We start from the raw sequence: 21,459 nt of genomic DNA on the forward strand, positions 1-21,459 counted from the left end.
AGCGGTCGACCGGGGCCGGTTGTTTAAGGCATAACCTTGTTGTTGCGGCTTAAGGCGGCGTAGCCCGTGAAGACGGCGTCGGTCATCACGCCCGCGCCCACGTAGACGGCGCGCCAGTCCTCGGGAGAGAGGGTGACGCCCTCCATGGCGGAGGTGAGCTGTATGTCGTAGACCATGATGGTGAGGTATTCCCGGGCCGGGTCGCTTCCGGCCCTGGCCGCCGCCAGGGCGGCGTCGGTGGTGGCTGCGGCGGCCCATTTACCGGCCCAGGAGGCCACGTAGACCTGCCGGGCGTAGCGCCGGTAGGCGTCCGGGTCTTCGGGTTTGGGCGCGGTGGCCTTGGCCCTGGCCACTGCGATGCGCACCATGGCCACGTTGTCTTCGGTCAGGGGCATGGCCGCCGGTGCGGCCGGTTCTTTGGCCGGTCCGGTCCCGGAAAAAAGGCCGCAGCCGCCAAGCAGCAAGGTCGAAAGGACCAGAAATGCCGTCAACGCCCTACGCGCCATGGAAGCCTCCGGGAGATGCGATCCGTGCGGCGCGAAGAAAGCATGTTCCGGCCATTTTGTCCATGGCGGCGGAAGGGTTGCCAACCGTCCCGCCGCGTTTGGGCCTTACTTCTTGGACAGGGTGTCGAAGGCGTTCAGGATGTGGGACGAGTAGACGAAGGCCGCGCCGGCGTTGAGGCCTATGGCCACGGCCAGGGTTTCAAGGAGTTCCTCGCGGCTGGCTCCGGCGTCCACGGCGGCCTTGCTGTGCACGGCGATGCAGGTTTCGCAGCGCGTGGTCGCGGCCACGGCCAGGGCGATGAGTTCGCGGGTCTTGGCGTCGAGAGCGCCATGGGCGGCGGCCGCCTCGTCAAAGGTGCGTATGGCGCTCATGATTTTGGGATTGCCTTTGGCCAACGCGCCGAGATCCTGCATGGCGTCGCCAAGCAATCCGTTCCAATCAGTGGACATGCCGTTCTCCTTATTCTTGCCGCCCAGGGGCGGCGGTTGCTGGAAACGCGGACCCCTCCGCTTCCGAATTGGTCCCTGCTGGCGCAAAACGGCGCGCGGGTCAAGGCCGGGAGCGTCAGCGCCGTCCGGCCCGGGCCATGACCTTGGCCACGTAGTCCCGGGTCTCGGGGATATCGGGGATGGGACCGCCTTTTGGGACGCGGCCGGGGCCGGCGTTGTAGGCGGCCAGGGCCAGGCGCACGTCGCCGTAGGCGTCGAGCAGCCGGCGCATGTAGCGTATGCCGGCCTCCAGGTTGCTTGCGCCGTCGAAGGCGTCATCAAGGCCCAGATCCCTGCCGGTGCCGGGCATGATCTGCATGAGCCCGGCCGCGCCTTTCGGGGAGACGGCGCGGGTTTCGAAGCCGGATTCCACTTCCACCATGGCGGTCACGAGCTGCGGGTCCAGGCCGTTGCGGCGGCAGTAGTAGCGGATGAAGGGGACCACCTTGCGCTCGTCCGTGCCGGCGGGCAGGCGCATGTAGTCGAAGGGCCGGTAGTTGTCGCTGAGCTTCCTGTTGCTGAGGTGGATGGACCCTTTGGCGTCGCGATATTCGTAGATGGTGTCGGCTCCGGCCTTTGGCGCGGCGGCAAGGACGGCCAGCACGAGGGCCGGGAGGAGGCGGCGAAGCGCGGGCATGGCGGCCAGTGTGCGTGGACGGGGTAAATTTTGCAAGCCGCGCCTAGTGGCGAAAGGCCAGGGCGAAGTCGTGTATGGCCACGGTCTGGGTTTCGGCGCCCGTGGACTCGGTCCAGCCGAAGCGGACGGCGTCGAGTCTGGCGTGGTCGGCGGCGTCCAGACGCACGGCGCTCGATACGAGGGGCGATTCGGCCGTGTAGTCGGCGGTCACGTCGTCGCTTCCCGCGCCTGTCGGGTCGACCCAGGCAAGCACGGTGTAGATGCCCTCCCCACCTTGCAATTCGCGGTGGATTTCCACGCGCATGGCGTGTTCCTCCCCGTCTTCGAGCCAGTTCGCCCCGTCGCCGGGGGCAGCCCGTTCGCGGTAGCCCAGGCTGGTATTGGCCGGATTTTGGGGCGCAGCCCCCGCGCCGTGCACGTTGTCGTCGGCGTTCGTCTCGTCCGCGCCCCAATAGACCACGGCCACGTGGTTGGCGTTGGACTTGTCGCGCCGGGAATTGGACGAGGCAGGGTTACCGCCGCCCCGGTTGGGGTAGGTGTCCACTTCGACGGCTATTTTCGGGGCTTTTATGCCCTGCCCGCTGATTCCCGGGCCGGCATAGCCCAGGTATTCGCCCATGCCGCCGGCTGCCGTGGCCGGGTCGTTTTCGGCCGTTACCACGGCAAAGATGAAGCCGTCGCCCTTGTCCTTGGAGTCGCGCGAATTGTCGTAATCGTCGAAGATGAAACCGAAGTAGGCGCGCAGGCCGTTTCCCAAGGCGCATTTTCCCGCGTCGCAGGAAGCCTTGTTGCCGTTGTACCACGCCGCCGCGTTCGAATCATGGGTTTCGCCGCCAAGGCGCACCCAGCCGTCGGCGTAGCGGCTGGCGTATTGGGCCCACAGCGAGACCCAGTCCGCATAGGTAAGGCTATTGGAAGCCTTGGAGGCATCGGTGCCGAAGACGAGGATGGCGTCCGCCACATTGGTGGCCGCGCCGAGGATGGGGGCCTTAAAGGCGTCGATATCGTTGGCGAAGGTGATGGTGGCGGCGGTTTGGCGGCGGGCCGTGACGCGCACGTTGGTTTCCTGTGTCGAGCCGGAGCCCACGGTGCCGATGCTGGTTATGGTCACGGAACCGCCCGCGTCCTGTGCGGATTGGGACAGGGTGATGGTGCCGCCGCCTATGGCGAAGGTGCCGGTGCGGCCGTCGGCCCAGAGGTTGAGGCCGGAGAGGGCAAGGTAGTAGGCGCGCATTTCATTGGCGCCGGCCAGTGTCGATATGACGGCATGGGGGGAGGAGAGGACCAGGCCTGCGGCTAGGCCGGAGAGAATAACGAGCGCGCCGAGGGTGAAAAGGAGAGTGGAGCCGGATTGAAAAACAACCGGATTGATCGTTTCGGCATTCGGTACAGACCCACCGTCGCAATCCATGGCACCCACTCGCCGCAGTGAGGATACAGCCTACGGCGAAATGGATAATGGAATATCTGCCGTGAGCCTAACTTGAAGGCTATACTTCTTTTTAAGTGGATACAATAAGCAAATTATATTTTTATGCTTATATAAAAATACTCATTCACCCACCCAATTATCACGAGCATAATTTGATTCCACATAATAGGCTGTAACATCACTTTGCCCGACCATTGACCCATCAGATGTAAACATGGCTCCAATTATATGTGTCATATAACCGAGATCAATATTACCCTTAGCATAGATCGTTCCTATCCAGCTATTATTACTCGCAAAAGTAAAAGACCCCATGGTTTCCAAATAACTTTTTGCCGCAATATCTTTCTCGCTTGAAGTTTTATCTATATCATCAAAATTTTTATACTCTCCTCCATCAGATATATACACCGTAAACAAATAGCCGAGCTGCACATTCTTTGTAATAAATATTGTAATATCACCATCAGAAATATCAAGATATAATTTTAAATTACTATTACTAGCATCAAGTTGAACAAAATGATAAACACCAGCCGTCAATTTTAGAGTAGAATTATATTGAAAACTAACTTTTCCATATGTTCCCGGCACTAAGCTTAGAGAACTGGCTTGCGGAACAGTTTTATCTTGGCCGGAAGATGGAAAATTTGAACTATCAGCATGCCTAGGTGCAGACAAAATTTCGCAAGATTCTGGCAAAGTTGGAGAAATTATTTTTGAAGAATCAAATATTGCACATTTATTTATATGACTTTGGTCACCAGATATTGTTCCACCACAACATGTAATTCCACCTATTGTGGAATCTTGCCCAATAGTTAGATTACCATCCGCATAAAGGTCTACATCAATATATGACGCAGATTCCAATGATACATTCTTACCGACATAGGCATTTTTGGAAATTCTTGAACTACTGCCAAGATCTAACGAACCACCAGCATAGACATTCTTTAACACATAGGACGGAGAGCCTAAAGTTACTTTTCCACCAGCATGTATATTGCCTTCAACCGTATTATGAGGCCCTATCTCCACATCTCCTTTAGCATATATATCATTCTTAACTACACTACCAGAAGATCCCAACTTAACATTCCCCTGTGCCCGTATTGGACCATATATAGTTACTTTATCATTAGTTTCAACATCGCCATTGGAACAAATTAATCCCTTAACAGTAGCTCCACTTCCAACATAAGTATCTCCTGAAGATATAACATCCCCTCCAATAACAACAGATGTAGCAAGATTTACATTTTTACCAACAATAGTTTCATCATATGTTGTTCTACTCACTGTATTAAAATTTTTAGTAGTAAATCCATGAATTCCACTGTAGGCTCCGGAAGAATTTTGTTGGGGAGTATACTCGACTATTGAACTTTCCCCCTTTCCTCCCCCATATATAACATAGGAATAAGCGCTCTTATCGTTTACATCTTGCACTGTGCCGATCAAATTCGTGATCTGGTATGTCCCATTCACACCATTTGCATTCAGGTTCCCCAACTGATAGGAAAATGCCCCATTGTCGGGCATGGTATAGGTCACAACACCGGTACCACCCATCCTGCTCGTAAAATTACTGAAATCTATTTTTGCGCTTTCCCCGGCGTCATTGGCGGAATTGAGAAACTGCAACCCGGCATTGGCATTGTAATACGCCCGCATGCCGGCTTCCTGCTCCAGCTTTCCCCGCGACGCCGACGGACTCATGAGCGCCACACCGGCCGCGACAGAGCCAAGCACCACAAGCGCCCCGATCATCCACAACAGCGTGGAACCGGACGATGACCGGAAAACCGGCCCCAAAAGACCCAAAACGGCGCGGTGAAGTCGCATCATGGCATACTCGCTAATTCTTAACCTTGTTCAGTGCCACCCGGGTGGAATACGTCTGCGAAAAGCCCTGGCTGGGATCGTCCCCGACCATGGTAAAGGATATGCCGACAAGGGCTGTATTGCTGCTCAAAGCGCTGTCAGCCGAGGATGTGTACGTATTATAATACGTAAAACGCAAGGAATCGGCGCCAACGCCATCCGTCAACGTATACGGCGTCCCGTTCAATGAATACGAAATCTTATTGTCAGACTGCGATATCACAATCGCATCATTATCAAGGGACGTATTGTAGGAAATGGAAGTTTCCCCTCCCGACGAAGATGCCACCTTCAGGTAGGTAAAGTCGATCGTCATCCGCTGCAGGGCATTCTGGGCCTTCTGCACGGCGGCGGCCGAATTGCGCGCCAGGGTGTAGCCGGATATGAGATTGGTGAACATGCGCGTTGTCAAAAGCGCCACGACGCCAAGCAGAACCAGCACGCACACCATCTCCAGCAACGTGAATCCACCCCGGCGGGAATCGTTCTTTCTTCGCTTGCCGTCCATATCAATCGCTTCCCGGAATATTGCAATTCACATTCGCACTGTTGCTGCTGAAAAGATAACTCAGGCTCACGCCGGAATTGACCTCCGGCTTGATGGTCACCAGCAGAAACTGATACGCGCTGGTATTGGTGACGAATGTGTTTGACTCCGGACAAACGAACCGCTGGTCCGTGACGACATAGCTCGATCCGCTGCCATACGTGGACTGCACTTGGCCGGGAGTTCCTAGTGCGCCATTGAACCCATTCAAGTCGCCAGGGAATTTTTTTTGTTGATCCGATATCATGTTCTCGAGCACAAGTTGCAGGCTGGCGTCGGTCTGCAACTGCTTGACCGGGATGTCCGTGCGCGTGATGCCCGCAGAAAAATAGGACGCGGCAATCACCGCCACAATCCCGAACAGCACGAGCGTCATGATGATTTCCAGCAGGGTGAACCCCGGCGAGGCGACAACAGACGGCTTGCTCATGGCACAAACCCCGTAAATGGCGTGACCGTGACCGTGACCGGCATCTCCGATTCCGTCAGCGTGACCGTCTGCGGACTGCCAGCCGGAGCGGCAGTGGCGTCAAGGGTGGAAATGATGCCTGTCACCGGCTCGCCGCGCCAGTTGAACCATATGGTGTCGGCGCCGCTGTTGAGCGCCCACGAGCAGGCGACTCCGTCCGGCAAGGTGTGCGTCGGCGTGCTCTGGCCAAGCAACACCGGATTTTGCGACGTGTTGCCGGTAACCAGCGTGTAGCCCGAGGCGGTGAAGGAAACGCCCCAGGTGTAGACGTCGGACATGGCCCGCGACTGGGCGTAGCGCAACACCGAGCGCAAGGCGTCGGCCTCGGCCACGGCCTGGGGATTGCGCGGCTCAAGACGGGTTACGGCAATAAGGGCGAGAATCCCCAACACAATGAGGACGACGACGACTTCCATAAGGGTAAAGCCCCGCCGGGCCGCCAAGCCCCGCCCGAAGCCGCCCCTGTCTCTGCCTGCTGCCACCTTGTCCATGCGTAAATCCCAGCCTTGCGCCAAATCTACCCCAAAGCACGGCATCCGTGAAGCACCGGGCGCATCGTCCCGGCTCCCTTCAGCCGCGCCGCAACATCTCCTGGAGCGACTCGATTTCCTTGACCTTGTCCGCATCGCCCGGTCCCGCCTTGGCCTTGGCCATGGCCAAAAGCAGCCCGCCCTCCCGGGACTTGCCGCTGGCAATGGCCGACATGGCCAGATCGTACAGGTCCGTGAACTTCGTGCTGAAAGCCATGGGATTGACCACGGAAAGCAGCGTCTCATACGCCTTGCCGAATTCCTTGAGCCGCGCATAGGTGGCGTAGAGGTTTCGCACCACCATCTCGCGCTCGGACGGCAAGGCCCGGGCCAGCGCCTCCTTGTTGCGCGAAAGCGAATCCTCGTAACGCCCTTCCTTGAACGCGGCCAGCCCGTCCAGGGCATAGCCCATGTAGCGGGCCGGAAACCGCTTCATGAGACGCGCGGCAATGCCCGACGCCTCATGGGTGCGCCCCTCGGCAAGCAGAATCTTAGCCGCCACCGTGTTGACCGCAAGCCCCTCGGGATAGATCGCCAGCAACCGCTGGCACTCGGCCATGGCCGCCTCCCGCTCCTTGGCGTCCATGGCCTCGTAATCGGCCGTGACGCAGGTAGCCGGGGACAGCGCCGTAAGCTTATAGCGGGCGACAAGATCGGGATACTTGTCCGCGTCGGCATAGAGCGTCAGCATGTCGTCGAAAAAGACCGGCACGAAATGGCCCCCGATCTTCTCGAGGCGCTTGGCAAAATCCTTGTCCTGTACGTCGCCCAGCAAAAATCCCGGCGCATAATCCCGCAGCACGCCGCGCATGATCTGCGCGTCGCCAAAGGCGTTCACGCTCGTGAAAAGGTCGAGCCCGGGGAAAAGCATGGTCTGCATGTCCATGTAGATCTTGTACTTGGGGAAAAGGCGCCACTGGAGATAGCCGCCGGGATTGGGCACGTTGAAAATCCGCCCCCCGAGCCCCTTTTGCAGGAGAAAATCGCAGACCCCAACCGGCAGACGGGCCGTATCCACGGGATAATGCGGCCGATAGCCCAGAAAAGCGGCCGAGGTCCAAAGCGTGAGCGCCACGGCCGCAAGCGAGACGATGGCCGCCGTGCGCGCCTTGACGGGTCGGGAGAACCGCGCAACGGCCAGAGCCGTCGCATCCCCCAGAATCGGCAGCGTGAGCAGCATGTATTCGTAGGTGAACCGGCGCATCATCGGCAAAAGCACCATGCCGCCGGCGAAAAGCACCACCCGGCTGACCCGCAGCCTCCGGTTGACGGCCAGCCACAGGCCGCCAAGCGCGGCAGCGAGGACCAGGGCGTTGGTCACCCCGGCCATGAGCCGCTCGTCGGGATAGAAAAAGAGCGCCAGAAACCTGTCCAGCGGCTGGGCGGCCAGTTCCATGACCACGCGTTCATGAAACGGCGGCCCGTCGAAGGCCTTGGCCAGGAGCGACAACCCGGCCGGGGTGACGCAGATGGCGTAGAGCGAAAGGATGGCCGGCCAGCGCACCGACTTGTACCGGGCGGCGGCGCGCTCGCGGCGCATGAGCTTGGCCAGGAAATATTCGCCCAGATACGCGCCCAAAACGAGCATGACCACGGGATACTCCACCCCGTGCAGGTTGGCCCAGACAACGGTCAGGACCGGCAACGCCCAGGCGAGGCGTTGGCGGTAATTGAGCACGTAATGCAGAAAGATGATGAAAAGGTAGGTGAAGGCGTGGGGCCGCAACAACACCTCGCGCGGCTGCAAGGCCAGGGCATAGGCGCAGGTAAAAAAAAGCGTCAGGACGGCCGCGCCAGTGCCGTCGTCTTCCCGGGCGGCCCGGAAATAGGTGAAGACGCCCCAAACCGCGGCCAGATACAACGCCGCGCGCAAAAGCGACAAGGCGACATAGCCGCCCACCTGATACAGCCCGTGCACCAGCACCTGGAAAAGCCAGTAGTAATCCACCCAGCCCTTGCCCGTCGGCGCGTACGAGAAAAACGGCGCGTCGGGCAGCCGCAGGTGTTGAACGATCCAGGCCCCGCCCGTCAGGTGGTACCAGAGGTCGAAATCCAGGGCCACGATGGGCCAGCGTCCCCACAGAACGGCCAGACCGCAAAAAAGGAGCAGGACGGGCCAAGGCTTGAAGGACCGGCCCCAGGAAGAAACGTGCTGCATCATGTTCCCAGGAAAAGAGGATGTTGTGGCGTGCGGACCGGCGCGGGCTCAAACCGCAACCGTGGCAAGGCTGGCGACGCGCACCCGGGTGTGGTCGTTTCGCAACATCGGCGGGGTCACGTTCCGCCCGCAAGGGGACTGTTCCAGTTCCCGGTCACGTTTTGCGCTTCGATGTTGGCGGTGATGGAGACGTCGCCTCCGATGTTCCCGGTACAGTGTATCGAAGCGGCGACATCCGGACTATCGATAATGACCCACCCGCAGATATTCTGGGCATCCGCGTCCAGGGCCAGGCCGGCCACGGCCCGCCGAGCAAATTCCAGGCTGAGCTGCGTCTGGGCAGCGGCAACAAGATTTTGCGCACCGCGCCGTTTCGATTCGTCGAGCAATGAATCGTAATGGGAGACGGCGGCGACGGCAAGAATACCCACCACGACCAGCACACAGACGATCTCGATCAGCGTGAAGCCTGCATTCGAAGTCGCGGGGGGCGATTGCGGAGGACAGGCATGCCTCACCCCAGCGGATCGACCGTTGCCCGAATACGGATGCCGGGAACGGCCGCGGCCTGCACGACCGATGTGGCGCAACGGTCGCATCCGTTCCCGGGCAAGCAAGGTATCGTGTACCGCCCTATTTCTTCGCCTCGGGGCTATTCCAATAACCTGTAACCTTATCTGTACTTCCGCCTACAACATTCGCCACAATTGTAACATATCCTGTCAACCAACCTTTATCTCCCTCAGGATTTCCTGTACAAGTCACCGTACCATCCCCGTTGGAAATACCAAGAGACGTCGTATTGCAGAGGTCAGTAAGTTTTGTATCCAGCGTAGTAGATGTACTATTCAATTTATAGGCGGCATACGTCATGGACAACTCAGATTGCGCTGCGGCCACCAAGCCTTTCGCAGCTGATTTTCGAGCTTCTGATTGTAAATCCTGATACTTGGGCACGGCCACCACGGCCAGAATACCCAGAATGACCAGAACGGCGATGATTTCGATCAGGGTAAAGCCCTGCTGTCCTTTTTTGCGACGATCGGCGACGTGCAGCATTTCCATTCTCCTCCGATAAGCAGTGTTTGCGCCCAAGGCGGGTCATTTTTTATAAGCATGCATCATGCCAACAAAGCCACATTCCCTTAACGAACCGGTTTCCCGGCATTTTGCCCCGACAAGCAGTTCATCTCCTTACTGTGAGGCCGCATCATACTCCAAAAATTGATGGAAAGAACATCAAATTTTGGAGATCAGCCCGCTTCCCCGCTGGAATCCTTGAACGCGCCCGGATGGATGCCAAGCTTTTTCACCCGGTGCCACAGGCTGCGCTCCTTGATGCCAAGAAGCGCCGCCGCCCGGGCCTGCACCCCGCCCGTGCGCGACAGCGCGGCCTCAATGAGCGACTTCTCATAGGCCGAAAGCCGCCCGTCCAGATCGTTTCCCACGCCGGCGGCACCGACGGCGCCGGCGGCATCCGGCCCCCCGGCCGCCAGCCCCGGCAGATGGGCCGGGGAAACCGCCATCGTATCGCCGCACAGCACGGCCGCCCGTTCCATGGTGTTTTTGAGCTCCCGCACGTTGCCCGGCCAATCATAGGCCAAAAGCCGCTGCAAGGCTTCGACCGAAAGCGTGGCTCCGGGGCGAAGCGCCTCGAGAAACCGTTCGGCCAGGATCGGGATGTCCTCCCGGCGCTCCCGAAGCGGCGGCAGGGACAGCGGAAAGACGTTGAGCCGGTGGAAAAGGTCCTCGCGGAACGTGCCCTGGCGGATCATGGCGGCCAGGTCGCGGTGGGTGGCGGCCACGATGCGCACGTTTATGGGCAGGGCACGGTTGCCTCCCAACCGCTCGATGCGGCGCGTTTCCAGCGCCCGCAGTATCTTGGACTGGGTCTCGAGCGGCATGTCGCCGATCTCGTCCAGAAAGAGCGTGCCCCCGCCGGCCTGCTCGAACTTGCCGATCTGGCGGGAAACGGCCCCGGTAAAAGCGCCCTTCTCATGGCCGAACAGCTCGCTTTCCAAAAGTCCCGGCGGGATGGCGGCGCAGTTGACCGCAACGAACGGCCCGCCCGCCCTGGGGCTTTTGTCGTGGATGCCCCTGGCGGCCAGCTCCTTGCCCGTGCCCGATTCCCCGAGGAGCAGCACCGTGGCGTCTGTCGCGGCCACCTTGAGAATCTGGGCGAAAACGCCGCGCATCACCCGGCTTTCCCCCACCATGTCCGGAAAAAGCGCCCGGGCGTCCAGCTTGCCGAGTGTCTCGGCCATCTGGTCGGCCACCAACCCCAGCCGGTCGAATTCCCCCAGGGCGCGGCCCGAAGCGGCGGGCGCAGGGGGCAAAACCGGCGGCGCGGTGGAAAGAAGCCGCCGTATGGGGCGCAGGGCCACAAGCACGAACACCGCGGAAACGCCGGCCACGCAGACGCCCGAGACCAGGGCCGTGACCGCGGGACTCCCCGCCGGCACGAGGCGCGGGAAAAAAAACGGCAGCCAGGAGGCGCACAGAACGGAAAGGGCCGCAACGCCACCCAGGATGACGGGGACCAGCACCGCCAGTCCCGGATCGAATCGTCGCCGCATGCCCTTGCCTTCCACTCTCGCCTTGTAACGCTCCCTGCCGTTGTCCCGCGCCCGTAGCGCCCCGCTTTTCACCTGCGCCGCCGGCAGCTCAATGATGCAGCGACACCTGGGCCATGTCCCACATGGGCAGGAAAATGGCCAGCGCGAAAAACCCCACCACGCCGGCCAATCCCACGATCAAAATCGGCCCCAGGGCATCGGACAGGCGTTTGACCGCATAGGCCACCTCGGCGTCGTAGTGCTCGCTTATGGCCGAAAGCATCTCGTCGAGATTGCCCGATTCCTCGCCCACCGACACCATGGTCACCACCATGGGTGTGAAATACTTGGCCCGGGAAAGCGGCGCGGAAAGCCCCTGCCCGGTGCGGATCATGCCTTGAATCCGCCTGAATTCTTTGGAAATAGCCGCATTGCCGATGGTTTCGACCAGGATGTCGATGGTGGTCAGGACCGGCACGCCGCTCGATTGCAGGATGGCGAAGATGGAGGCGAAGCGCGACATGGCCGCTTTCTGAAAAAGCTTGCCGATAATCGGCACATGCAGAAAAAAAGCATCCCGGGCCACCTGGCCGCCTTCCGTCTTGAACCAGAAATACAAGGCCGACACGACGGCGACCACCCCGGCCACAAGGACATACCAGTAGTGGGTGATAAAGAGGTTGGCTTGTAAGGCGATGCGCGTGGGCAGCGGCAACTGCGCGTGGGCGTTGGCGAAGATCCTGGCGAAAACCGGCACCACGAAGGTCAGCAGGAAAAAAAAAGCCCCGACAAGCGCAATCACCACCGTCATAGGATACTGGAGCGCCGAGCGGATATCGGAGCGGACCTGATGCTCGTGGGAAATAATGTAGATGAGCCGGTCGAGCACCTCCGGCAAAGCGCCCGCCGTTTCGCCGGCCCGCACCATGCTGACGTAGAGCGGCGAAAAAACGCCCTTGTGCACGGCCAGGGCCTCGGAAATGGACGCGCCTTTCTTGACGTCGTCGGCCATACGGCCGCAGAGACGCCGCAGGCGGGGATTTTCCGTCTGCTGCTCCAGCACCTTGAGGATCTCGAGCATGGACAGCCCGGCCGCGAGCATCGTCTTGAACTGCTTGGTGAAAAGGATCAATTCCTGGGGCTTGACCCGGGACAGCGCCGCCTCCAGGGCACTGAACGTGCCGCCGTCCGAGCCGCCAAGCCCGCGCTGGACCGACACCGGGATGTAGCCCATGGCGGCCAGCCGGTTTTTGGCGCCGTCGGGGCTCTCGGCCTCGATCGTGCCCCGGATGGTGTTGCCGGCCTCGTTTATGGCTTCGTAGGAATATTGCGGCACGACGCGGCGTCCTTGTTAGCGGGCGGCGGCATCAGAGCATGACCGCCGAGGAGGCCTCTTCGAAGGTGGTCTTGCCTTCCAGAATTTTCAGGCGCGCGTCGTCCTGAAGCAGTTTCAACCGCCCCGAATCGGCGGCGAACCGGGAGATCTCCCGCGACGTGGCGCGCTTGGCCACCATCTCCTGGATATCCTCGTCGATGACCAGGATTTCGTAAAGCCCGACGCGCCCCTTGAATCCCGTGTCGCCGCACATGTAACAGCCCCGGCCCCGCATGAAAACCGCGCCCTGCGTGTCTTCCAGGTTCCAGAACCGCAGCACCTCGGGCTTTGGCGTGTAGGGCTCGGCGCAGTTGGGGCAGACCCGGCGCACCAGGCGCTGGGCAATGGAGGCGACCAGCACCGAGGACACCAGAAACGGCTCGATGCCCATGTCCATAAGCCGCATGACCGCGCCGGCCGCGTCGTTGGTATGCACGGTGGAGAGCACCTTGTGGCCGGTCAGCGCCGCCTGGGTGGCGATGGCGGCGGTCTCGGCGTCGCGGATCTCGCCCACCAGCACCACGTCCGGGTCCTGGCGCAGCGTGGACCGCAGGGCGCTGGCAAAGGTCATGCCGGCCCGACGGTTGAGCTGCACCTGGCGCACGCCGTCCAGGCGATACTCGACCGGGTCCTCCAGGGTGACGACGTTGATGTCCGGCCGGTTGATCTCGCGCAGCAGGGCAAAAAGCGTGGTGGACTTGCCCGAACCCGTCGGCCCGGTGGCCAGGAACATGCCGTAGGGCTTTTCCACCACCAGCCGGAGCTTGGCCAGGTCGTCCGGGGCAAGGCCCAGGTCGGTCAAAAGCAGCCCGCCGGCGCTCATGTCCAAAAGACGCAACACCAGATTCTCGCCATGGATGGTCGGCAGGGTCGAGACGCGGATGTTGATCTCCCGCTTGTCGATGGCCACGGTGAAGCGGCCGTCCTGGGGCACGCGGCTGACGGCGATGTCGAGGTTGCCGAGAATCTTGATGCGCGAAACGATGGGCAGGATCATGGGTTTGGGCGGCGAGGGCACGGCCTTGAGCTTGCCGTCGATACGCATGCGGATCTGCACCTGGTCGCGCTCGGGGCTTATGTGCACGTCGCTTGCGCCCTCGCGCACGGCCTGGGACAGAAGCGAGTTGACGAAGCGCACCACCGGGGCCTCGCCGGCCATGTCCTCCAGGGAGCTGACCTGCACGTCCTCGGTCGTGCGCGCGGCCGGCTTCTCGTCGTCGCGCATGCTCTCGATGCTGTCGAGCACGCCTTCGAGCCCGAGTCCCATACCGTAGATGGCGCTGGTCAGGTGGCCAAGCTCCCGCTCGGTGCAAATGACGGGTTCCACCTCGCAGTTCTTGTAGATCTCGATGTCCTCGATGGAACTGACGTCGAGGGGGTCGGGCATGGCCACCTGGATGAGGTTGCCCGTCTTTTGCAGCGGCACGAGCCGGGCACGCAGGGCCATCTCGGCCGGAATGATGGCGGCCAGGCTGCCGTCCACTGGAAAGCGTTCGGGCGTATATTTGGAAAGCCCCATCTGGCGACTGATCAGGTCGACAATGTCGGATTCCTTGACCGTGCCTTCGCGCACGAGCTGCTGCCCAAGGCGCAGCCCGGCCCGCTTGCCGGCGGCAAGGGCCTGACGCAACTGGTCTTCGGTCACAAGTCCGGCGGAGACAAGCATCTCGCCAAGACGCAGGCGTTTTCTGGGCTCCATTCCTCTTCCCCGGGTCCGGCCGGCGCGGAAACGCCCGTGTAATCACGTGTCGCGCGCGGTCGGCCCTTCCCTGTCACGGCTTGGGCGTTTCGTCCAGGTTTACGGCTGTCCGGGGAGCGGCGACGGCTGCCGCTCGGCCACCTGCCGGACGGCGGCCTTGCCAGCCACGGCGGCCACGGCCCGGGTCACGCCGGGGGCCGGTCGGGAGGCCGGGCCGAGTTCCGTGAAATACGTCGTGCCGGCAGGATACCCGCCCAGAAGCACCGCCCTGGCCGCAAGTTCCCGGGGGAGGCCCGCCAAGGCCGCTTCCGCCGCTTCCTGGTCGGGGTACAAAACGGGCAGGACCACATCGAAGCGCAGGCTCGCATCGGGCAGCCGGGTGCAGAAAAGCGAGAGTTCCGCTTGGCCGGTGTGGCGGAAAATAAAGGTGAATCCCCTCTCCAGCCCGTCCACGCCGGCCACCTTGACCAGGTAGGTCCCCGCGGGCGGGGCCACGGCCTCGATGGGCGGATAGACAAGGGTTTCACCGGCCCGAATCCGGTTGAAATTCTTGCCGGGGTTGGCGGCGGCGAGCCGGGACAGCACCTCTCTGCCGCCGCTGCCGTAGAGTCGCGCCGCAAGCCTGCTCACGCTCCAGCCCGGGCGCACGACACAGGCTCCGATCCTGCCCGGCGCGGCCGCCTTTCCGGAATGCCCGTCGCCGGCAACAGGCATGGCCGGCGGCAGTTCCGGAGAGACCGCGGCAGCGGCCACGACCGAAGCAGCCGGCAGGCCGTCGTCCGGAGCGACCACGATGATGTGCTCCGGCGCGTTTGGCGGCAAGGCGGCGGCCGCCAGATCCAACGCGGCGGCCATATCCCGCCCCTGGCGCGTCCCGGGCTCCGGCGCGACGGTTTCGGCCGTGGACGGGACAACCCTGGCCCCCGGCGACACGGTCTGGGGCGTTTCGTCGGCCGCTGGCGAGGCGGCCGGAGCTTGGGCTTTCGCTGACTGGGCGGCGACCGGGCTCGGGGTTTCGGCCGCTGGCGAGGCGGCCGCGCCGGCATGAGCGGCCAGAAGCGGCACGGCCGGTTTGGCCAAAGCGGCCTCGGCCACGGGAACCGCCGGCATGGCCGGTGTCCGGTTGCCGCTCGGCGCAAGGGCCGGAGCGGGAGCCTGGGCGGGGGGCAGGGAAGCGACTGCCCGACTCAGGATATCCGCGCCATGCCGCACGAACGGCGGCTGCCCGCTTAGCATGCCGACGCTGATCAAACCGGCCAGGGCGCAGCCGGTGGCAAGCCCTCCCCGGCGCAACCACACGGAAGTGGCCCCCCGCTGCTCCCTGGCCGCCCGGCCGACCAGCCCCCAGCCGATGCGCTGGCGGCCGAAACCGACCGCCAGGAGCATGGACAGATGGCACAGTCGCACGATCTTGCGCGGATAACCGCCGGTCAGGCGATGGATGCGCCGGCAGGCCAGGGACGTGAACACGGCCGGGACGCGTCCTTCCGGGGAACACAGGGCCAGACGGGTTTCGATCATGCGCCGGGTCTGGGTCCTGGTCAGCGGCAAAAGCCGGTAGCGAAAATTGACCCGGTCCTCGAGGTTGGGCCGCGCGGCCAGCACGTCCTCGAACTCGTTTTGGGCGAAGATGACGATCTGCAACAGCTTGTGGGTGTTGGTCTCGAAATTGAGCAGTTCGCGCAACAGCTCCAGGCACGGCGGCGTGATCTTTTGCCCCTCGTCCACAATAAGGGCCACGATCCGCCGGCCGTCCTGGCCACGCCGCAGCAGCTCGGCCTTGAGCGCCTCGCGTAACAGCCCGGCGTCGCGCCCGAGCGGCGCCGCGTCCAGGCCGAACAGCCGGGCCAGGGATAACAGGAAATCCTCGGGCGTGGCGTGGTAGGGGTCGTCGATGAAATGGACCTCGATGTCGTCGTCGCCGTCGAGGAGCCGGGTCAGTTCCCGGCCGAGCGTGGTCTTGCCCGTGCCCACCTCGCCAAGCACCACGTTGAGTCCGCGCCGCAGACGCACGGCGATTTCCATATGCTGTAGGCATTCCAGGTGGGACGGGGCCCGGTAGAGCAAATCCGGGTCCGGAGAGTTGGAGAAGGGCTCGCGGACGAGGCCCAGGGCCTTATAGTAGCTCATGGCACACTCCTTTAGGGTCTGACGACTTCGGCCGCCGCGACGGGCGAGAGGGCTTTGGGGTCGACGCGATCGGCCACGGGCGGCACCGGCGCGATGGGTTTTTCCTTGAGAATGATGGGCGTTATGAAGATAAGCATCTGCTCGCGCTCGACGCTCGAGTTCTTGGACTTAAAGGCCCAGCCAAGCCCCGGGATGTCCCGCAGGTAGGGCACGCCGGAGTTGCCGTCGGACATCGTGTCCCGGACCAGCCCGGAGATGACGATGGTCTCGCGGTCCTCGACCACCAGGTTCGACTGGGTCTCGCGTTTGTAGATGTAGGGGTTGCCGTCCACGGTGCGCGTGGTGTCCACCTGGTCATCCTTGACCGTGATCTTCATGCGCAGGTTGGTGCCGTCCACCACATGGGGCAGTATCTCGAGGCGCAGGGTGGCGTTGGCGAACTGGACGTTGGTGCCGTTTTGGGAGGTGGAGGTGTAGGGCACATCCATGCCGTTTTCCACGAAGGCCGTCTGGTTCTCCATGGTGGTGATGGTGGGGCTGGCCAGGATTTTCAACTTGTTCTCCTCGGCCAGGGCGGTGAGCTGGGCCTCCAGCACGTTTTCCCCGATCTTGCCGAACAGGAAGTCGACCCCGGCGCCGGCGGCCCCAAGGCCCGAGGCCGTGATCAGGGATTTGTTCAAGGTCGAAGCCGGATAGTTGAGGCCGAAGCCGTTGCCGGACGTGCCGCCGGGGAAGATCGGGCTCGACACGTTGCTGGCGCTCGTGCTGCCGCTATTGGCGTTGGAGGAACTGCCGGAGCCGCTGAGGGTCGAGTTGGAGGACCCCCCGGAGGCCGAGGTCAAACCGTTATTGCCCGACGTCGTGGTGGTGGAGGTCGTCGCGAGCTGGGCCGGGGACATCCGGAAGTTGGAGTTTTTCAGCAACCCGCCCCACTGCACGCCCAGCGCCTGGGCCGTGGTCCGGTCGGTCTGCACGATAAAGGCCTTGAGCTTGACCTGGGGACGCGGCTTGTCGAGCTCTTCGATGAGCGCCACCAGTTTTTTCGCGTCCTCCTCCGGGGCCTGGATGATGATGGAATTGCTGTGCTGGTCCGGCACGATCGAACAATTGAGCTGGCCGGGCCGACGCCCGCCCTGGCCGCGCATCTTGATCGTATCGTTGGCGGACCGGTCCGGCGTGATGTTGTGGGCGGTCTGGCCGGCCGGAGTCGGTTGTTTGGCCTGCTGCTGCCCGGGCATGGTCGCGCCGGAAGAGCCGCACATGGCCGAAAGCGTGGCGTACATTTTGGAAAGTTCGGCGTAGTTGATCTCGACCCGGGCTGTGACGTCGGGTTCGAGTTCCCTGGCCTTGGCCGCTTCGGCCGCCACTTTATTGCTGGTTTCCTTGAGCTTTTGCTGCTGCTCCATGTCGGCCACGGTCATCACGCGGATGATGTCGCCTTCCACCGAGTAGGTCAGGCCGTTGGAGGCCAGGATGCTTTTAAACGTCTCGTCCCAGGGGGCGTCGGTCACGTTGACGTTGATGCGAAGCCCCTTGCCCTGCTGCGGCCCCTCGCCGGCGCCGGTCGAACCGGGAATCGACGAGGAAAGCACCACGTTCTGGTTGGCCGCCCGGGCCATGGCCCGCACCACGGCCACCAGGTCCGTGTCGTACATGCGCAGCGTCACTTTCTGGGTGGGCAGGGCCCGCGCCGGCTTCTCCGCAGCCTTGTCTTTTTTGGAGGCGAGGGCCGCCTTCTTGAATTCGATCCGACGCGGATGGCTCGTCGGGGAATAGCCCTCCGACTGGACGGCCCGGGCATCCCAATGCTCGATAAAGGCATCCTTGTGCGGCTTTTTCACGCAACCCGGCGCGGTCAGGGACACCGCCAAGAGCGCCGCCAGCGCGGCCCTGCCCCACTTCCCCGCGTTCATGACGCGACCTCGCATATGCATTCTCCCATCCTGTCCGGCGCGACGCGCCATGGCTCAGCGTCCATGGGCGTCCTGCCCCCGGGCTTCCTGACCCTCGTAGGGAATCGTCATCTGCTGCCCGTTGGCCAGACTCTCCAACACCACCTGGTCCGGGGCGATGGACACGACCTTGTAGCCGCCGCCGTCCAGGGCGTCGCCGACCTGGTATTCCATGCCGTCCACGACGGCCAATTTGCCGCTGCCAAGCTCCACGTATCCCGAGTAGCGGGGCAGAACCGAATGCTGCACGGAGGCGCGCCCGGATAACGGCTTGTCGTAAAAGGATTTTATCGGCCATTTTTCGCCGATGGCCGCAACGAGCGAAATTTCGGCCGGGCTCAGATCCGAGTCCTTGATGGCGCGCAACAGGTTCGCGGCCTGGGTGGCGTCGCCGGGATTGGGCTGCCGGGCGGTCGGGGACGAGGGCCGGTCCAGCGTGACCCAAAGCCCGATCACGGCCGTGACGCAGACCGCCGCCAAAAGGATTTTCTCGCGTTTGCTCATTGCCCAGACCGCCTACTTGATCGCCAGCCAGCATTTCATGGCGTATTCGCGCCCTTCCGCGCCGGCCATGGTGGACACCGACTCCACTTTGACCAGGGGCCCGTACCGGCCAAAGGCCAGCATGAATTTCCGGAAGGCCTCCGCCGGTCCCAGAAATCCGAGTCGAACCGCCAGCAGGCCCTTTCGCGTCACCGAGGAAGGGTCCGGGGAAACGCGCGTCACCCGCAGCCCGAGCGGTGTGGCCATGTCCCCGAAAATCGTGTTGAGCCGGCCCACGTCGGACAGGGGCAGCGTGGCCTTGCCGCCGACCGGGCCCACCTGCTGCAAATGCTCCCGGGCCTGCGTGAGCAACTTGGCGACCGGGGCGAACTGGCGACGCATGGTCAGCGACGCTTGCAAGTGCGCAAGCTCCTGTCGCAGTTCCCTGGCGGCGTGGTAATCCGGCACGATGAAAACCGCCATGAACCCCGCCGCGATGACCGCGCCCGCGAGCAGGAATCCCAGGGTACGGGGCGGCAGGCGGCGCTTGATCTCGGTAAGCTTCATGGCGTGGTCTCCGAAAGCTCGAGGCCGATGACGTAGCGCAGTCCCGAAGCGCCGTCGGCAAGGGGTTCCACTTCGCTTTTTTTGACCGTGACATTCTCGAAAAGCGGCTCCCCTTCGAGGGCCACCACATAGCTGGCCAGCATCGAATCGAACAGGCGGGCATCACCGGTGATCATGCCGTCGAGGACCAAACGCCCCGTTCCCGCCGCGTCCTTGCCTTTCTTGCCGCTTTTCTTGTCCGACTCCCGCGGCGCGCCGAGTTCGGTGGTCAGCGTGCCGACGCCGACGCCGTCGGGCGCCAGGGCCAAGGCTCTCTCCCAGACGCCGACCGCCTGGTTGCGCCCGGCAAAGGCGCGCAGCATTGCCCGCTTGGCGCGAAGATCATCCGTCATCCGCGACAGGGAGGCCACGTCCATGCCGCCGCCCAGGGACGCCAGTTGCCCGTTGATCGCGTCCCGCTCCCGGGTGAGCGCGCGCCGGGTGGAAGCGGCGTCGAAGGAGAAAAACGCCATGGTCGCGAGCACCAGGGCCAAAATGATCAGCGTCCACTGCTCGAGCAGGCGTGAGACCCGGACGGAAGCCTTTTCCCTGTAGGTGAAAAACACGCTCGGCGTGACGTCCACATCGGCAAGGGCCAGTCCCAGGGCCTGGCTCCAGGCCGGGCCGGGCAGCATCCAGCCGTCAAGGAGCGGCACCTTGGGCACGCGCGCGCCCAGCAGATCGAGGGGGGTGCAGCGAAGTCCCGTCTGCTCCCCGATATAGGACACGAACGTCTTGCTGCCGCCCAAAAGGCCCGACACGGTCAAGTGCGACACCGCGTCAAAGCCGAACGACTCGCGGTAGTGTTTGAGCGTCATTTCCACCTGCCGCACCAGCCGCGAGGCCACGGGTTCGAGCATGCCCATGACGTCCTGAGGCTCGAGCCCCAGGCCGGGATGGCAGGTGCCCAGATCCTCGCAGCCGTAGATGATGCTCCAGAAAAGCTCCCGGGCCTGCTCCTTGGTCACGCGCGGCCGGGCCGGCTGGTCCGCGTTTTTCGGGGGGGGCGTGGCCTCGGGTTCGGGCTCGAGTTCGAGCACCAGGCCCGTTGCGGCATCCCCCCCGTCGTCCAGATCCAGCAGCGTATCCCCGGCCGCGCCCGGGGCCAGGGCCATGCCCTGTTCCGGCACGGGCTGCGGCGTGGCGGACAGGTTCGCCTCCAGGGCTTCCATCACCGCCTGTTCCATGCCCGACATGGAGGTCTTGATGACCCGCACGAACATCAGGTTGCCGTCGTTGAATATTTCCAGGCGCGACCAGTTCTGGCCCACATGGAGGTTGGCCGTGGTCCCGGCGGCCTCGTGCAGGATGCGGCGGCGGTAGAAATTCTGGTCGGCAAAGGATTCGAGGGTGAGCCCGGCCAGGGGGAAGCCGGCTTTGACGAAATCGGCCCGCAGCGCCTCGGCGGCTTCGCGCGGCGCGGTGTAGGCGAGCCCGCCGAGCCGCTCCATGCCTTTTTCGGTCGTCTCGCCCCGGCGCTCGAAATCGAACACCACCGAAGCCTCGTCGAAGCTCATTTCCTTTTTGGCCGTCCAGAACATCGCGTTGTCCACCTGGCCGGAGGACACCTTGGGGATGGTCACGAATTGGATGTTGGCCCGGGAACTCTGGTCCGCCGCCCAGATGCGCGGGGTCGGGCCGGGACCGCACAACTCGGACAGCGTGCGGCGCAGCAAGGCCGCGAAGCCCTCCTTGCCGGGCGCGACACCCTCGGGCACGGGGACGACGACGGCTCCAAGCACCTCGAAACCGGCATCGTGGCCGCGCACCTTGATGCAGGTCAGTTGCGTCTGCCCGATGTCCACGCCGACGGAAACGGCCTTGCCGAAGGAAAAAAGACGCGCCCCCTTACCCGGTTTTCGCTCCCGGGGGGCACTTGCCGCCGTTTTTCCGGCCGGCCGGCGAATCATCTCCAGCAGCCGCTGGTTCGGCGTGGTTGTTTTTTCCTTGGGCATCGTCGTGTTCCGTTCAGATCATCCGGTGTTCGTTTTCCAAAAGCGGCGC

19 protein-coding genes are annotated in these 21,459 nt (G+C 62.7%); all 19 read right to left on the reverse strand.

The features are described 5' to 3' along the window. Window positions 1-23: 23 nt before the first annotated feature. Complete coding sequence (locus ACMZ6R_RS09105) at window positions 24-506, reverse strand: hypothetical protein (RefSeq protein ID WP_416110612.1); 483 nt, start codon at window positions 504-506, stop codon at window positions 24-26. A 105-nt stretch (window positions 507-611) separates the two neighbouring features. Then, on the reverse strand, window positions 612-956 hold the full coding sequence (locus ACMZ6R_RS09110) for a carboxymuconolactone decarboxylase family protein (protein ID WP_416110613.1): 345 nt from the start codon (window positions 954-956) through the stop codon (window positions 612-614). Window positions 957-1,071: 115 nt separating this feature from the next. Further along, a complete protein-coding gene (locus ACMZ6R_RS09115; protein WP_416110614.1) occupies window positions 1,072-1,632 on the reverse strand; it encodes a lytic transglycosylase domain-containing protein in 561 nt (186 codons plus the stop codon). Between the two features lie 43 nt (window positions 1,633-1,675). After that, window positions 1,676-3,043: a hypothetical protein gene (locus ACMZ6R_RS09120; RefSeq protein ID WP_416110615.1), complete on the reverse strand. Its 1,368-nt coding sequence runs from the start codon at window positions 3,041-3,043 to the stop codon at window positions 1,676-1,678. Between the two features lie 141 nt (window positions 3,044-3,184). Beyond that, on the reverse strand, window positions 3,185-4,915 hold the full coding sequence (locus ACMZ6R_RS09125) for a hypothetical protein (protein ID WP_416110616.1): 1,731 nt from the start codon (window positions 4,913-4,915) through the stop codon (window positions 3,185-3,187). Between the two features lie 10 nt (window positions 4,916-4,925). Then, complete coding sequence (locus tag ACMZ6R_RS09130; RefSeq protein WP_416110617.1) at window positions 4,926-5,459, reverse strand: prepilin-type N-terminal cleavage/methylation domain-containing protein; 534 nt, start codon at window positions 5,457-5,459, stop codon at window positions 4,926-4,928. Between the two features lies 1 nt (window position 5,460). Continuing rightward, the gene (locus tag ACMZ6R_RS09135; protein ID WP_416110618.1) at window positions 5,461-5,928 is read right to left on the reverse strand and encodes a type II secretion system protein; all 468 of its coding nucleotides are present in this window, start codon (window positions 5,926-5,928) and stop codon (window positions 5,461-5,463) included. Beyond that, window positions 5,925-6,593 carry a GspH/FimT family pseudopilin gene (locus ACMZ6R_RS09140; RefSeq protein WP_416110619.1) on the reverse strand — a complete coding sequence of 223 codons (669 nt, stop codon included), beginning with the start codon at window positions 6,591-6,593 and terminating at the stop codon, window positions 5,925-5,927. The genes ACMZ6R_RS09135 and ACMZ6R_RS09140 overlap by 4 nt, the downstream gene beginning before the upstream one ends. Continuing rightward, window positions 6,538-8,655 carry a pilus assembly protein TadD gene (locus tag ACMZ6R_RS09145; protein ID WP_416110620.1) on the reverse strand — a complete coding sequence of 706 codons (2,118 nt, stop codon included), beginning with the start codon at window positions 8,653-8,655 and terminating at the stop codon, window positions 6,538-6,540. Before ACMZ6R_RS09145 ends, ACMZ6R_RS09140 begins: the two co-directional genes overlap by 56 nt. Window positions 8,656-8,771: 116 nt before the next feature. Continuing rightward, window positions 8,772-9,254, reverse strand: coding sequence for a type II secretion system protein (locus ACMZ6R_RS09150; RefSeq protein WP_416110621.1), 483 nt, complete (start codon window positions 9,252-9,254; stop codon window positions 8,772-8,774). 34 nt (window positions 9,255-9,288) lie between these two features. After that, window positions 9,289-9,714, reverse strand: a complete 426-nt coding sequence (locus tag ACMZ6R_RS09155; protein WP_416110622.1) for a pilin — start codon at window positions 9,712-9,714, stop codon at window positions 9,289-9,291. 194 nt (window positions 9,715-9,908) lie between these two features. Then, window positions 9,909-11,231 carry a sigma-54 interaction domain-containing protein gene (locus tag ACMZ6R_RS09160; RefSeq protein WP_416110623.1) on the reverse strand — a complete coding sequence of 441 codons (1,323 nt, stop codon included), beginning with the start codon at window positions 11,229-11,231 and terminating at the stop codon, window positions 9,909-9,911. A gap of 88 nt (window positions 11,232-11,319) precedes the next feature. Then, window positions 11,320-12,546 (reverse strand): type II secretion system F family protein, encoded by a 1,227-nt coding sequence (locus ACMZ6R_RS09165; RefSeq protein ID WP_416110624.1) that lies wholly within the window; start codon window positions 12,544-12,546, stop codon window positions 11,320-11,322. Window positions 12,547-12,577: 31 nt separating this feature from the next. After that, window positions 12,578-14,284: a GspE/PulE family protein gene (locus ACMZ6R_RS09170; RefSeq protein WP_416110625.1), complete on the reverse strand. Its 1,707-nt coding sequence runs from the start codon at window positions 14,282-14,284 to the stop codon at window positions 12,578-12,580. A gap of 99 nt (window positions 14,285-14,383) precedes the next feature. Continuing rightward, window positions 14,384-16,414 (reverse strand): ExeA family protein, encoded by a 2,031-nt coding sequence (locus ACMZ6R_RS09175; protein ID WP_416110626.1) that lies wholly within the window; start codon window positions 16,412-16,414, stop codon window positions 14,384-14,386. Between the two features lie 11 nt (window positions 16,415-16,425). Beyond that, window positions 16,426-18,342 carry a secretin N-terminal domain-containing protein gene (locus ACMZ6R_RS09180; protein ID WP_416110627.1) on the reverse strand — a complete coding sequence of 639 codons (1,917 nt, stop codon included), beginning with the start codon at window positions 18,340-18,342 and terminating at the stop codon, window positions 16,426-16,428. 39 nt (window positions 18,343-18,381) lie between these two features. Then, window positions 18,382-18,870, reverse strand: a complete 489-nt coding sequence (locus ACMZ6R_RS09185; protein ID WP_416110628.1) for a hypothetical protein — start codon at window positions 18,868-18,870, stop codon at window positions 18,382-18,384. Between the two features lie 12 nt (window positions 18,871-18,882). Further along, a complete protein-coding gene (locus ACMZ6R_RS09190) occupies window positions 18,883-19,416 on the reverse strand; it encodes a hypothetical protein (RefSeq protein WP_416110629.1) in 534 nt (177 codons plus the stop codon). Continuing rightward, the gene (locus ACMZ6R_RS09195; RefSeq protein ID WP_416110630.1) at window positions 19,413-21,410 is read right to left on the reverse strand and encodes a hypothetical protein; all 1,998 of its coding nucleotides are present in this window, start codon (window positions 21,408-21,410) and stop codon (window positions 19,413-19,415) included. The genes ACMZ6R_RS09190 and ACMZ6R_RS09195 overlap by 4 nt, the downstream gene beginning before the upstream one ends. Window positions 21,411-21,459: the final 49 nt, after the last annotated feature.

Source organism: Solidesulfovibrio sp. C21 (genome assembly GCF_047785625.1).
Classification (GTDB): Bacteria; Desulfobacterota; Desulfovibrionia; order Desulfovibrionales; family Desulfovibrionaceae; genus Solidesulfovibrio.